Origin of the sequence: Bradyrhizobium sp. RT6a (assembly GCF_040547675.1) — a bacterium.
Classification (GTDB): domain Bacteria; phylum Pseudomonadota; class Alphaproteobacteria; order Rhizobiales; family Xanthobacteraceae; genus Bradyrhizobium.
Genome location: NZ_JBEPQC010000002.1, coordinates 1154410 through 1167167, shown reverse-complemented (window position 1 = coordinate 1167167; position 12758 = coordinate 1154410). Strand labels below are relative to the sequence as shown.

Sequence of the window (12758 nt, the reverse complement as noted above, 5' to 3'; positions counted from 1 at the left end):
CGCCTTTTCGTATTGGCAAGACGTTCGATGAATCGGTTTTTCTGCGAACCCGCGGCCGCAGGCTAAGCGGCTTTCAGACGATATGGCTTCACCAGCAATTCGGCAGGCACTTTCCAGGCCTCGCTGATCCGAAAGATCATCTCGACCGTCAGCGCGCGTCTTCTGTTCAAGATTTCGGACGCGCGCGAGCGCGAACCCAATAGCTCCGCGAGTTCTGCTTGAGTGTGTCCGCCTTCGTCGATCAGATAGTTCAGCATATCGATCGGGTCGAGACGCGACACATCGATCGGCCAATGTAAGGTCTCGTACTTTTCGACGAGCGTTGCCAGAATATCGAGCTTGTCGCCATCATCAGTCCCGGGCTCCGCCCCCCAGAGCCGTTCGATTTCAGCGACAGCGGCATCATAGTCCGCCTCTGTCCGAATGGGATGGATCTCCATGGTTCTTCCCTCAGTACATCGCAACCGTCAACGCATCGATCTTGTCGTATTCTGCATGCGTGCCGATGAATTTGATGAACGCAATCTGGTGCTTGAACGCGAATGCCACGATCAGGCGAAAATTGCCGCCTCCGATTTCAAATCGCGCCCGCTCACCGTTCAGAACGACCACTCCTGGTACTGTTGTCTGGATCTCATTCGTCGAAGTCCATCCGGCGGCCCTGACGAGCCTGATCCATCGGACGATCGCAGGCTTCGCCTTTGGGTTTGCAGCGGCGAATTTAGCTAGCGTGGATTGTTTGATGATCCTCACGAAATGATATTCCCATATTGGGAACATTGCGTCAAGCCGCGCCTGATGGCGCCGCATAGCGAGACGAAGTCCATCATTGCGGGCTCAAGACCAACATGGACTTCGCCTCCCCCTGTGGCTACGTCTTCGACGTCGCGATCCGCACCCCATCCGTCCCGATCGCGCCGAACGTGCCGGCGATGATCTCCGCCGTCGGCTGCATGCCGCCGAGCGACCAATGTGAGGGCTCCTGCTCCTCGATCCTGACCCAGACGTTGCGGCGGAATTCCGGGTTGCCCTGCCCTTCAACCTCGACCGGAGGTCGGTGACGCGCTCGAGCAGTGCCTTCTTCTGCGCGACATCCAGGATGCCGCGGACGGTGGAAATGGTGACGTAAGGCATGTCTCTCTCCGATATGACGTGTGACGATGGTTGAGAGATTGAACCGGGCCTGCCGGAGACGGCAGTGGCGGATAAGACAGAGATCGGGCAATTTCCGCCATGGCGCCCGCGCGCCGATCGGGTAGGATTGCCGCGTCCTGTCTGGAGGTCCCATGAAGCTCGCAATACTGGCGCTGGAAGGCTGCATGCATTCGGCGATCTCAGGCGTCGCCGACATCCTGTCGCTCGCCAACCACGTGATGCAGCAGAGCGGCGCCAACCTCGGCTTCGCCTGGCAGACGCTGTCGCTCGACGGCAAGGCCGTGCGCGCCGGCGGCGGCCAGATGGTTGCGGTCGACGGCGCTATTGGCAAACGCGGTCGCTTTGACGCGATCCTCGTTCCCGGCAACCTTGTCGATCACGTCACGGCCGAACGCCTGCAGCCGCAATATGCCCGGGCCGGCGCCTGGCTGCGGCAGCAGCACGCGAACGGACGGCTGATCGGCGCGTTCTGCAGTGGCGTGTTCCTGCTGGCCGGCGCCGGCCTGCTCGACAACCGCCGCGCCACCATCACCTGGTGGCTGCAAAGCGAGCTGCGGCAGCGTCATCCCGCCATTGACCTCGCCCCGGACGCCGTCATCACCACCGCCGACCGCATCGTCTGCGCGGCCGGACCGATGTCGTGGGTCGATCTCCTGCTCAGGCTGATCGAGATGGTCGACGGCAAGGAGATCGCAAAACTATGCGCGGACTACGTCGTCATCGACACCGCGCAGCGCACCCAGTCGATCTTCATGCCCGTCGGCTATTTGCTGACGCAGGACCCGATGCTGACCCAGGCCGACCTGCTGGTGCGACGCTCCGGAAAACGTCCGATGACGGTGAAGCGGCTCGCCGATGCGCTCGGCCTCAGCGAGCGCACGCTGAACCGGAAGTTTCAGGAACTCACCCGCGAGCCGCCGCAGGCCTTCATCATGCGTCGGCGCGTCGAGCACGCCCGCACGTTGCTGGAGACGACGATGCAGCCGGTCAAGACCATCGCGAGATCGGCCGGCTACGAGGACGAGAGCAGCTTTCGCAAGGCGTTCCGCAAGCTCACCCTGATGTCGCCGCAGGCCTATCGCGCGCGACGGATGGAGCGGGCGGCGTAGCAGGCTGGAACGCTCGCAGCTACGCCGCGGCGCGCTGCTTCGCCACCATGGCCTGACCGAAAGCCTCGAACAGTTTTCGATTGATCGGATTGTGCTGCGGGTCGTATTCGGCGTGCCATTGCACCCCGAGCGCAAAGGCCTTGGCTTCCGCGATGCGGATCGCCTCGATGGTGCCGTCCTCGGCGATGCCCTCGATCAGCACGCGCTTGCCGGGATCGAGGATGCCTTGGCCGTGCAGCGAATTCACCCGGATCTTGTCACAGCCGAGCAATTCTGCGAACGCGCCACCCGGCGTCAGATCGACGTCGTGACGATCGGCGAACACCACTGTCGGGTCAGGATGGATCTCACCGTTCTCGAGCCTCGGCATGCGATGGTTCATGCGGCCCGGGATTTCGCGGATCTCGGGATGCAGCGAGCCGCCGAAGGCGACGTTCATCTCCTGGAGGCCCCGGCAGATGCCGAACAGCGGGATACCGCGGGCAACGCACGCGACCGAGAGCGCCAGCGCCACCTCGTCGCGGTGGATGTCGTAGGGCTCGTGCCGCTCACACGGGTCGACGTTGAAGCGAGTCGGGTGCACGTTGGCCCGCGCGCCGGTGAGCACGATGCCGTCGACGGTATCGAGCAGCGCGCCGATATCGGTGATGTCGGGCGAGCCCGCGAACATCACCGGCAGGCCGCCGGAAACCTCGGCCACGGCGCGCAGATTACGCTCGCCGACCATCTGGACCTGAAATCGATTTTCAACGCGATGGGCGTTCCCGATCACGCCGACGACCGGCTTTCTCATCTCCCGTTCAGACCTCTCCCGTAAGAAGATTCTCCAAACATGCCCCTGGGAGGGAACAAATTCAACAGAGGGGTACGCGGGACGGCAATGCTATTTTCGCGCAAATGGCGCGGCCGCGGCCGGGCGGCCCGCTAGACGCCGCCACACTTCAGGGCGCAACAGCCGGATCCGGTCGAACAGGACGGCCCCGAGGATGGCACTCGCGCCGCCGAGGAACGGGATGACGTAGTAGCCGTAGCGGTTGAACCCATAGATGAGGAACGCCGGAAATGCAGCGCTGACCAGCGCGAGCAGGATCATCAATGTGCCGCCGGCCACCAGGCCCGGAGGCAGCGGCGCCGCCAATCCGAACCGGGCTGCGGCGACCCCGACAAACAGAACGACCGCGAGGATCAGCGTCGCCGCGGATATCCACCGGATCGGTCCCGGGAGGTCGTCATATTCGCTCGAGATGCTCAATCCGCAGCACAGCGGGGCCAAATCCCCGCGCGGCTGGTAGCCGCGCGACAGGAGGTAGTCCAGTCCGAGTTGCACCCGAGCCGGCGACGGCAAAAGCCGCCCCTCGAGGGGACCATAGGGGTGGTAGTAGTCGTAAATCAGCTGCCTCGGTTTGAGCCCCGTCGGACTCCCGAAAATCGGATATGCATCCCGCTGGGTGAAGAATTCGTTCCCCTGCGGCTGGGATGCGCGCCGCGCCACGGTACTCCCGTCGAACAGCAGGAAGTACATCTCCCGCAGGAAATGCCTAGTGACGTGCCGATACAGCGTCGAGGGAGTCGTCAGCGTTTCGATGAAGATGTCGCGAACCACTTTTTCGACCTCGGCACGACTGTCGCCGGGCCGCTCCAGGAGGTGGATGGCACCAAAGGGCCATTGATAGACGCCCGTGTCGGGCCAGCCGGTCGGGGTATCTGCTGCCCGCATCTTCTCCACAAACTCGCGCGCCTGGGCTTTCCGGTCGAGGTGGACTCCGTGATCGTAGTCGGCGGAATAGCCGACAACGAACGCCATGACCGCTAGGCTCTCATTGCCCAGCGGACCCTTTCCAATGGCGTAATTGATGGTCGTCGGGATCAGATACACGGCCGTGGCAAGGGCGCCCGTCAGCGCAAGCACGGTCAGTCGGCGAACCCATCCGGCATCCAGCACAACGGCCAGCCACAGCAGGATGACCGCAGCCTGTCCGACCGCCGCCGACCGGCATGTCATGAGCGCCCCGAGCGTCACCCCGATTGCCGCTGCAGCGAGGAACGGCGGCCACTTCCTTAAGGCGAGTCCTGCGGCGATGAACGCGGCAAGGCTGACCAGGAAGTTGGAAATGGTTTCGGCGCCAACCGCGTTGTCATAGTGAACCGTGCGCCCATGGAGCGCAGCGATCAAAAAGGCCAGGACCGAGAGGACGCGCGGAGCGCCGGCAAAACGCACCGTCACGGCAACGAGAAGGGCTGTGCCGATGCTTATCAGGTGCTGAGCGATGACGAAGACTACGATATGCGGCCCGAACAGCTTGGACAGCAGCACGAGGAAGGCTGCCATGCCATACGGCCGCTTCCCCGCGTCGTCGATATAGTGACCTCGCAGGATGGAGTCCGCTTCGTCCAAGTAAGCGCCGCTATCCTCGTGGAGGAAATGATCCGGCCAAGCCACCAAGAAGGCGAGATGAACCATCAGCGCGATGCCGATCACACCGAGCCAGATCCCGAGCCATGTGAAACGGCTTGCCCATGCTGGCCACCTTGTGGGCACGGACCGGAGGCCTTTGATGTCGGGGGCTGCCAATGGAATCTCCAGACGGGTTGACGGGACGAAGGCGGCTATGAACCATCGCCGGAAAGATCACGCTGGCCGCGTGCCGGACACCGTCCAGCTATAGCCGTGGCGATGGTAAAGCCTGATATCGCCGAACCCGCCATCTGACAGCAGTGCCTCTGCCTCGGCGCGCGTATAATATTTCGCGTAAGCGGGATTGAGCTGGTCGTAGATGGTCAAGCGGCGAACGCTGCGCGGAAACTTCGCAAGCACCGAACGCATGTAAGACCGCATCGGAAGCGGCAATATCCGGCACAGCGCGATATAGGCGGTCAGAACCCATTCGAGGCCGTGGGACAGCGCGACGAGCAACCGGTGCGGCAGCAGGACGGTGAGCTTGCGCAGCGGAATCGCGAGCGAGAGATAGGTCTCGTTCCCTTCGTGGCCATAGAGCCAGACAATGCAGCGCCCGCCGGGACGCAACGCATCGTACGCCGCGCGGACGACGGGCCCCGGTGCGGGAATATGATGCAGGACGCCCATCGAAACCACGAAGTCGAGCTCGAGATCGGGCGGCAATTGTTCGCCGGACGCCTGCAGATATTCGATACGGTCGGCGCAGGAGGCGGTATTTTCCTTCAGGACCAACATGGCGGCGGAGGGCTCGACCGCAATGACACGACCCGCCCCGGCGTCGAGCAGCATGTTGACGATGCGTCCGGTGCCGCTTCCGATGTCGGCGATCCGCTTGCCCTTGACCTCATCCAGTGCGAGCAACGGACCAAACAGATCGGCAAGCAGATCCGCCGACCCGTAATAGCCGGGATTGTCGCGAAATGCGGACCATTGCTCTCCGAAATCGCTAATCGTCTGATCTTTCAGGTCGGGCATGCGTTCATCCCTCGCCACACGCGCTCAGCGCGGCGCCGGGGCTGCCAGCCCCGTCAACCAGATTCCCAGCGTCAGGATCGGCCAGAGCGCGAACGCATTGTCGCTGCTGCGTTCGAGATGCTCCTTCCACAGCAGCCGGATCGCATCCGGCTTCATGAAGGGGCCAAATACATCAACGTCACGGTCGAGCACACGGTCGCAGATGGGCCGCAGCCCGCCGCGCCGCATCAGTTGCGCGATCGGCACATTAAAGCCCCGCTTGCGCGACCATGCGGCGGCGCTTGGCATGCCCATGCGCTCGGCCAGTCGACGCAACACATATTTCGGTGCCCCCTTGGGCCAAGGATTGAGCAGCGAGATATCAATGGCTCCCGCGAGGTCCATGACACGTCGATCGAGCAGCGGAACACGTACCTCGAGACCATGTGCCATGCTCATGGCATCAACCTTCGTGAGAACGCTCTGAAGGTGAAAGCGCTGGTCAGCGATCAGCGCGCGATCAAGCACCTTGTCGTGCGGCTCCGAATAATACTCGGCGTATTCCGCGAACGGGTCGGTCGACGCAAGATCGGCCATCCCACGGCCATAGATTCTCTCCGCGAGAAACCGGGGAACGAGCCGCCGCCATTGCAGATGAGGGCTGTCCCCGTTTTCGCCGAGACCGAGCGCAAAGCGGGCGAGTTGCGCCGCTGCGGGAAGCCGTTTCTCGTTGCCGCGTACGGACGCATAGGCCAGGCGGCCGGTGAGGCCGGCAACGCCACGGGGAACGACGCGACGCAAGCCTTCGGCCATCATGGTCGCAGCATAGGTTTCGTATCCGGCAAAAAATTCGTCGCCGCCGTCACCCGAGAGCACAACCGTGGAATGCTGACGGACCGCACCGGCGAGATGATAGAATCCGAGCGCGCCGGTGTCGGCGCATTGGCCGTCGAAATGATAGACGACAGCCCGCAGTGCAGCCTCGGCGCCCTCGCCCGCTTCCCCGTCGATGACCTTGAGGGACAACCCGGCGGAGGCGGCGATCTGCCGCGCTACCTCGGTTTCGTCATGGCTCTTTTCGGCAAAGCCTGCCGTGAACAAGGGCGGCTTCAAGCCGAGGCGACCCAGAGTGAGGCTGATGAGAGAACTGTCGATGCCGCCGCTTTGGAGCACGGCGAGCGGCACGTCGCTCACCATCTGGCTCTTCACCACGGTTTCGATCGTCGATTGCAGCCGGCCGACCGCCTCATCGAGGTCATCAATGGCTGGCGCACGCATGGGGCGCCAGAAGCATCGCTCCGTTCGCTCCCGATCGGTGAAGCCAATCGTCGTTCCGGGCGGGATCTGCTTGATCTCCCGGAACAGCGACGCCCGGGTTCCGGTGTGGCCCGCCGCGAGGTAGGTGTGCAGTGCCACGGGGTCGACCTGCGCGGCGACCTCCCCGCTTGCGGTGATTCCCTTGATTTCGCTCGCGAACAGGACACTGCCGCCGCTTTCGAAATAATATAGAGGCTTTATCCCAATGCCGTCGCGCGCAAGGATCAGGCGACGCTCCTGGCGGTCCCACAGGCCGATGGCGAAAAAGCCTTCCAGCCGCTCGAACATCGCATCGCCCCAGGCCAGATAAGCGTAAGGGAGGATTTCGGTGTCGCAGCCGCTGCGAAAGCGGAAACCGAAGGATTGCTCAAGTTCGCTTCGCAGTTCCCGATCATTGTAGATCTCGCCGTTGTACGTGACGACGATACGGCCGGAGGCATCGAGCATCGGTTGACGCCCAGCATCAGAGAGATCGCGGATCGCGAGCCGGCGGTGGGCGAGGCCGACAGATCCTTCCAGCCAAGCGCCATCGCCGTCGGGCCCACGGTGGACCAGCGCAGCCGACATCGCCGCAACCGCACGGCTGTCGGCGGGGCGACCATCACGATGAAAAACGCCCGCTATCCCGCACATTGCATTCCCCTGCCGAGGGAGGTCATGGCCGCTGGTTCATGATCTGCTTCAGAAGCACCGCGAGCAGCCCCATCGCGATGACGAGGACGCTGAGCAGGATGGCGCCGATGCCCAGCACGAAGGCACTGACGAGTTGGAGGACGATCCCGCCGATCAGTGAGACCAGGGCGAGAGTCATGCACATCATCGCCAGCAGAACGAAGATCTTGAGCGGATTGTAGTAGGTGCAGGCCTCCAGGACATATTGCAGAGTCCGAACGGAGTCACGGAACAGGTTCACCTTGGATCGGCCGATCCGCTCGTTGTAATCGATGTTGATGTAGTCAACGAACTTCGCGTTCATCATATAGGCGAGCGTCAGCGACGTCGTGAAACTGAAGAGATCGCTGACGTGTGCGAAATAGGAGATGGCGACCTGCCGGCCGAACACGCGAAGACCTGAATTAATGTCGGGAATTTCGCGGTTGGCGGTGAATTCCACGATCGCCTTCAGGACTGCGCGCAACGGAGACTTCAGCATCGATTCCCGGTAATTGGGCCCGGTCCGGGCACCAACGACCATGTCAAAACCCTGGTTGAAGCGTGCGATCAGCGCCGGAATCGCCTCCATGGGATAGGAACCGTCTGCATCGCTGATGACGATCGTATCAAAGGATGCAGCGCGAATTCCGTCCTTCAGCGAGCGGCCATAGCCGATGTTGTGGGGATGCCTGACCACTTTTGCACCCGCCTCTTCCGCGAGAGCGCCGGTCCCGTCGTTCGAACCGTCGTCGACAACGACGATTTCATAAGGGGTCAGTTGAGCGCCGTCGAGAACCGCCTTGGCCCGAATGATGGTATCGACAATGCCGTTGCGTTCGTTGAGCGCAGGAATGATGACTGAAATCATAAGCGACGTGCAATACAGGTGACGGATTGCCCAAAAAAACTTCGCGAGAGCGGATCGAGCGCCCGCGACAGCGGCACGATATACTTGTCGAATAGTGCAATCTGCCCATTCACGGCGTCGTCGTTCAACGACTCGTGCCGCTTCAGGCGATTGGCAAGCCACCCCAAGCCACCAATGGGATTGAAGTAGCTGAGCCGAACGAGTTCAACAGGCTGATCCGCAAGCAGATCGCCCAATCGCTTTGTGGTGTAACGGCGATAGTGCCCGGCCAGGCGATCAAGGTCGTTATAGAGCAGCATCAGCGCCGGCACGCTGACCAGAAGGTGACCTCCCGGCTTCAACACATCGACCAGATTGGCAATTGCCCTGGCGTCATCCTCGATGTGCTCGAGAACGTTGATGGTGAAGACCGCATCGACACCTTCGGGAAACAAGGACCGCAATTGATCGCGGACCAGAATATCGCACACGGCAAACTTTCGGTCGGACATGGCCCGCCTCGCCTGCTCGACGCTCTCGCGGTCGTGGTCCAGTCCGCAATAGTCGCCGAACTCGCTGAGCGCTTTGCTGTAGTGCCCGTGACCAAATCCGACTTCGACGATTTGTCCCCTCAGATATGGGCGGAACTGGTCGATGATCCAATTCATGTAATTGTGCGCGTCCGCGATCGCGCTTGAATAGGTATCGGCCCCGGTCTTGAGACCGTCAATCGGAGCAGGCGGCAGCGGCCGAGAGACTTGGATCATGGGAAATCTGCCCTTTTCTCCAGCCGAATTAGCAGGACGATGTATGTTTCTCAAGGGCGTTCGGGATTCGGCTCACGCCCAAGTTGATTGCCGGTTCGCGGAGAAACCGTCTTGGCCACGCTTTGTCGCATCCCCCGAGATGGTGCGGGGCTGCTTAACTCTGGTTCCACGAGACCGCTTGGCTCTAGACTGCCCCGCTCGGTCACCTGTGCCGGCAGACAATCCACGGTGGGGCCGGAAGGCCAGAAAGAGGATGCGACTTGACCATTCCCGCAGATGAACGGCGCCGGACCCGCGGCGATCTGGCCTGGGCGATCTCGGTCGGGGGCATTGGCATCGTGCTGTTCACGGCAATGCTGGTCTTCACCTGGTATTTTGCCGCTACCCTGCTCCTGATCTTCACCGGAATGCTGCTCGGCGTTGGCCTGAACGCGCTGACCAACGCGCTTGGCCGCCGCGTGCACTTGCCCCACGCGGTGCGGCTCGCCATCGTCTGTGCCGCGCTGGCGGTGATGCTCGCAGGTGTTGCCTATCTCGGCGGCGCCACCATTGCCGAGCAGGCCTCGCTGCTGAGCAAGACGATCAAGTCGCAGATCACCAACGTCCGATCCTTCCTCGAAAACCATGGCATCGACACCAGCTTCTTCGATCTCGGCAATGCCGCACCCACCGCCAGCGATGCGGCGCCGGCACCCGCGCCGAACTCGGGCTCGCACGGCGGATTGCCGGGCGCGGGTGCGCTGGCTTCGAGCGGCGGCGCGATCGTGAGCCAGACCTTCAAGCTGCTGCTCGGCACCATCAGCGCGGTCGGCAACATCTTCATCGTGCTGTTCCTGGGGCTCGCCTTCGCCGCCCAGCCCAGCGTCTATCACGACGGCCTGTTATTTCTCGCGCCGGCGAGACATCGTACTCGCGTAGCCCAGATCATCGACCGAATCGGCGAGACGCTGGAGCGCTGGCTGATCGCGCAGATCGTCGTGATGCTTGCGGTCGGCGTGGTGACCTGGATCGGTCTCGCCGTCATCGGCATTCCAGGCTCGTTCATCCTGGGGATTCAGGCGGGCCTGCTCGCCTTCATCCCGACCGTCGGCGCCATCATAGCCGGCGTCGTGGTCGTGCTGGCGAGCCTCGCCTCGGGATGGATACCGGCGCTGTCGGCCTTTCTCCTCTTCATGGGCGTGCACGCGATGGAGAGCTATGTGCTGACGCCGATCCTTCAGCGGCAGGCACTGGACATTCCGCCGGCCACGCTGTTCGCGTTCCAAATCCTGCTCGGCGTCGTGTTCGGAATCTGGGGCCTGGCGCTGGCGCTGCCACTGGTCGCCATCGCCAAGGTCATGATCGACCACTTCAAGACGTATGAAGCGCCGCCTCTGGCTGAGGCGGCCTGAGCCGCCTCAGGTGGTGAGCACGGTCTCGGTGTGCTCGACCTCAGGGGGTGCCGCAAAATACTGGCCGACGAGGCCGCGCCATTCGGCGAAATTCTCGGAGCCGCGAAAATCGACGGTATGGTTCTCGAGCGTCTCCCACTTCACCATCAGACGATAGCGCTGCGGCTTCTCGATCGACTTGTGCAGCTCGAAACCGTGAAAACCCTTGGAGCGACCGAAAGCGGCCTTTGCCTTGGTGACGGCGGCCTCAAAGTCCTTCTCGCTGCCCGGCTTGACGTCGATTTGCGCGATCTCGGTGATCATCTGTTTCCACCCATTTTTGTCCGATGGGCGTGTCTACCGCAGCCCGCGCCAAAGAAAAAGGCGCCGAAACGGCGCCCTGCCCGGTCCAAAAATGCAGATCACTCAGGCGAGCAGCAGAACGGTGCCCGCCACCGTCAGCGCACAACCGGCGAACAGCGCCAGCGGCCAGTAATTGCGGCCTTGTGTGTAACGCCCCTGGGCGCGGCGCTCGGTGATCAGCGCGCTCTCGTATTCGTCAGCGGTCGAGAACAGGCAGGCGAAGCCGCCGCGTGCCGAGACCGCCGCGGCTTCGAGCGATATCAGGGCGGCTTGCGGGTTCTGTCGATGGATCGATTCCATGTCCGCAATGGTAGGGATCGAATGGTAAACAGGGGATTACCGCGAGGCCTCCCTTACCTAGGCGGTCGCCGGCCGCGCTTTGGATTGCGCGTTGGGCACGCCGATCCGCGCGGCGCTCTGGCGGCGCCAATTCTCCAGCGACAGTGGCAGCTCCTCCGCCGCCTCGACGCGATTACGGCCGCCGCGCTTGGCCTGGTAGAGCGCGGTGTCGGCCGAGGCCAGCAGCACTTCGAGCTCGGTGCCGGCCGGACCGCCCGCCACGCCGATACTGACGGTGGTGTCGACCGGGCCCTCGTCGACGACGACGCCGGAGGTCTCGAAGGCCTCGCGCACGCGCTCGGCGACCAGCACGCCTTCCTCGAGCGAACACGGCAGGAGGGCTGCGAACTCCTCGCCGCCGATGCGACCCGACATGTCGCTGATGCGCAGATTGCTGACGACGACGGTCGAGAACAGTTTCAGCATCTCGTCGCCGGCGGGATGGCCGAAGCGGTCGTTGATCGACTTGAAATGATCGATGTCGAAGATCATCACGGTCACGGGGCGGCCGGCCTTGGCTTCGCGCTCGATCACGCGTCCGCAGGCTTCCGAGAAGCCGCGGCGGTTGAGCATGCCAGTCAGCGGATCGGTGGACGCGGCGGTCCGGTGCGCGGTGACCGTGCGCTCGGATACCAGCATGAAGATCACGAACACGGTGCCGACGGCATAGAGCACGAGCTCGACCGCGAACACGGTGACCCAGATGCTGGTGGAGAAGCCGGCATCGTTCGGGCGCAGGAAACTGCCGAGCAGGATCGGCAGCATCAAGACGCAGCCGTGCATCACCGGCACCACAACGGCCGGCCAGCGCCGTTGCAGGCTCTTGCGCCGCTCGACCCAGAGCTCGCTCGCGGTCAGCGCCGCATAGACCGAGACGATGCCGGCGCCGATGATCATGCGCAGCATGGACGCGGTGGGATCGAGCAGCGTGGCGGCAGCGGCCCAGGCGAGCGCGCCGACCAGGAGACCCGGCCAGTTCGGCTTGCGACCATGGAAGACACGCGCCGCATTCCACACCATGCCGCAGGCGACGAAGCCGACCGCGTTCAGCGCAAGGTAAAGATGCGGCCCCAGTCTGTCACCGGCCGCCGTCCAGAGCGCGACCGATGCGGCGCCGAGGAGATACGCGGTGCCCCACCATTTCAGCGCGGCGCTGTTCTCCTGCCTTCCGAAAAACACCATCATGGCGCCGAGCAGTGCGGCGACCATGGTGGCAACCAAATAGAGCGTGATGCTATCGAGCGACATCATGTCGGCCCCCTTCTAGACATAGCAGTTACGCGATCGGCTCAGCCGATTTGCGCGCCCTTCCAAATGCGACGCTATGTCCGGCGGGTTCCATTCAGGTTTTCATGCGAGCCCAAGTTTTCAGGAAACACGCCATCAATTTGCATACAAACGAACAGCAAAAAGGGCGCTGAAATC

The 12758-nt window shown here is 62.8% G+C and carries 14 protein-coding genes; 3 read left to right on the top strand and 11 right to left on the bottom strand.

The window, feature by feature from the left end:
- Positions 1–62 precede the first annotated feature (62 nt).
- Positions 63–440 carry a helix-turn-helix domain-containing protein gene (locus tag ABIC03_RS15540; RefSeq protein ID WP_354058942.1) on the bottom strand — a complete coding sequence of 126 codons (378 nt, stop codon included), beginning with the start codon at positions 438–440 and terminating at the stop codon, positions 63–65.
- Between the two features lie 10 nt (positions 441–450).
- Positions 451–753: a type II toxin-antitoxin system HigB family toxin gene (locus tag ABIC03_RS15535; protein ID WP_354058941.1), complete on the bottom strand. Its 303-nt coding sequence runs from the start codon at positions 751–753 to the stop codon at positions 451–453.
- 95 nt (positions 754–848) lie between these two features.
- Between ABIC03_RS15535 and ABIC03_RS15530 the strand changes: the two genes are divergently transcribed.
- Both ABIC03_RS15530 and ABIC03_RS15525 read left to right on the top strand, forming a co-directional pair.
- Complete coding sequence (locus ABIC03_RS15530) at positions 849–1061, top strand: hypothetical protein (RefSeq protein WP_354058940.1); 213 nt, start codon at positions 849–851, stop codon at positions 1059–1061.
- A gap of 225 nt (positions 1062–1286) precedes the next feature.
- The gene (locus ABIC03_RS15525) at positions 1287–2264 is read left to right on the top strand and encodes a GlxA family transcriptional regulator (protein ID WP_354058939.1); all 978 of its coding nucleotides are present in this window, start codon (positions 1287–1289) and stop codon (positions 2262–2264) included.
- Positions 2265–2283: 19 nt separating this feature from the next.
- Here ABIC03_RS15525 and ABIC03_RS15520 read toward each other — a convergent pair whose 3' ends face one another.
- From ABIC03_RS15520 to ABIC03_RS15495, 6 genes are all read right to left on the bottom strand, one after another.
- Positions 2284–3057, bottom strand: coding sequence for a gamma-glutamyl-gamma-aminobutyrate hydrolase family protein (locus ABIC03_RS15520; protein WP_354058938.1), 774 nt, complete (start codon positions 3055–3057; stop codon positions 2284–2286).
- Between the two features lie 90 nt (positions 3058–3147).
- Positions 3148–4743, bottom strand: coding sequence for a hypothetical protein (locus ABIC03_RS15515; protein ID WP_354058937.1), 1596 nt, complete (start codon positions 4741–4743; stop codon positions 3148–3150).
- Between the two features lie 150 nt (positions 4744–4893).
- Positions 4894–5697 carry a class I SAM-dependent methyltransferase gene (locus ABIC03_RS15510; protein WP_354058936.1) on the bottom strand — a complete coding sequence of 268 codons (804 nt, stop codon included), beginning with the start codon at positions 5695–5697 and terminating at the stop codon, positions 4894–4896.
- A gap of 24 nt (positions 5698–5721) precedes the next feature.
- A complete protein-coding gene (gene asnB / locus ABIC03_RS15505; protein WP_354058935.1) occupies positions 5722–7626 on the bottom strand; it encodes an asparagine synthase (glutamine-hydrolyzing) in 1905 nt (634 codons plus the stop codon).
- A 22-nt stretch (positions 7627–7648) separates the two neighbouring features.
- A complete protein-coding gene (locus tag ABIC03_RS15500; RefSeq protein ID WP_354058934.1) occupies positions 7649–8515 on the bottom strand; it encodes a glycosyltransferase family 2 protein in 867 nt (288 codons plus the stop codon).
- Complete coding sequence (locus ABIC03_RS15495; RefSeq protein WP_354058933.1) at positions 8512–9261, bottom strand: class I SAM-dependent methyltransferase; 750 nt, start codon at positions 9259–9261, stop codon at positions 8512–8514. Before ABIC03_RS15495 ends, ABIC03_RS15500 begins: the two co-directional genes overlap by 4 nt.
- 260 nt (positions 9262–9521) lie before the next feature.
- Between ABIC03_RS15495 and ABIC03_RS15490 the strand changes: the two genes are divergently transcribed.
- Positions 9522–10652 (top strand): AI-2E family transporter, encoded by a 1131-nt coding sequence (locus tag ABIC03_RS15490; RefSeq protein ID WP_275171340.1) that lies wholly within the window; start codon positions 9522–9524, stop codon positions 10650–10652.
- 6 nt (positions 10653–10658) lie between these two features.
- Here the strand turns inward: ABIC03_RS15490 and ABIC03_RS15485 are convergent, their stop codons facing one another.
- The 3 genes from ABIC03_RS15485 to ABIC03_RS15475 form a co-directional block, all read right to left on the bottom strand.
- Positions 10659–10955: an antibiotic biosynthesis monooxygenase family protein gene (locus ABIC03_RS15485; protein ID WP_275171341.1), complete on the bottom strand. Its 297-nt coding sequence runs from the start codon at positions 10953–10955 to the stop codon at positions 10659–10661.
- A 102-nt stretch (positions 10956–11057) separates the two neighbouring features.
- Positions 11058–11294 carry a hypothetical protein gene (locus tag ABIC03_RS15480; RefSeq protein WP_275171342.1) on the bottom strand — a complete coding sequence of 79 codons (237 nt, stop codon included), beginning with the start codon at positions 11292–11294 and terminating at the stop codon, positions 11058–11060.
- Positions 11295–11351: 57 nt separating this feature from the next.
- Positions 11352–12584: a GGDEF domain-containing protein gene (locus ABIC03_RS15475; protein WP_275171343.1), complete on the bottom strand. Its 1233-nt coding sequence runs from the start codon at positions 12582–12584 to the stop codon at positions 11352–11354.
- Positions 12585–12758 lie beyond the last annotated feature (174 nt).

What these genes read in the sequence shown, in the direction of transcription:
- ABIC03_RS15475 (WP_275171343.1), bottom strand. Translation starts at nt 12,584, where the DNA reads ATGATGTCGCTCGATAGCATCACGCTCTATTTGGTTGCCACCATGGTC.
- ABIC03_RS15480 (WP_275171342.1), bottom strand. Translation starts at nt 11,294, where the DNA reads ATGGAATCGATCCATCGACAGAACCCGCAAGCCGCCCTGATATCGCTC.
- ABIC03_RS15540 (WP_354058942.1), bottom strand. Translation starts at nt 440, where the DNA reads ATGGAGATCCATCCCATTCGGACAGAGGCGGACTATGATGCCGCTGTC.
- ABIC03_RS15510 (WP_354058936.1), bottom strand. Translation starts at nt 5,697, where the DNA reads ATGCCCGACCTGAAAGATCAGACGATTAGCGATTTCGGAGAGCAATGG.
- ABIC03_RS15500 (WP_354058934.1), bottom strand. Translation starts at nt 8,515, where the DNA reads ATGATTTCAGTCATCATTCCTGCGCTCAACGAACGCAACGGCATTGTC.
- ABIC03_RS15495 (WP_354058933.1), bottom strand. Translation starts at nt 9,261, where the DNA reads ATGATCCAAGTCTCTCGGCCGCTGCCGCCTGCTCCGATTGACGGTCTC.
- ABIC03_RS15530 (WP_354058940.1), top strand. Translation starts at nt 849, where the DNA reads ATGGACTTCGCCTCCCCCTGTGGCTACGTCTTCGACGTCGCGATCCGC.
- ABIC03_RS15485 (WP_275171341.1), bottom strand. Translation starts at nt 10,955, where the DNA reads ATGATCACCGAGATCGCGCAAATCGACGTCAAGCCGGGCAGCGAGAAG.
- ABIC03_RS15525 (WP_354058939.1), top strand. Translation starts at nt 1,287, where the DNA reads ATGAAGCTCGCAATACTGGCGCTGGAAGGCTGCATGCATTCGGCGATC.
- asnB (WP_354058935.1), bottom strand. Translation starts at nt 7,626, where the DNA reads ATGTGCGGGATAGCGGGCGTTTTTCATCGTGATGGTCGCCCCGCCGAC.
- ABIC03_RS15520 (WP_354058938.1), bottom strand. Translation starts at nt 3,057, where the DNA reads ATGAGAAAGCCGGTCGTCGGCGTGATCGGGAACGCCCATCGCGTTGAA.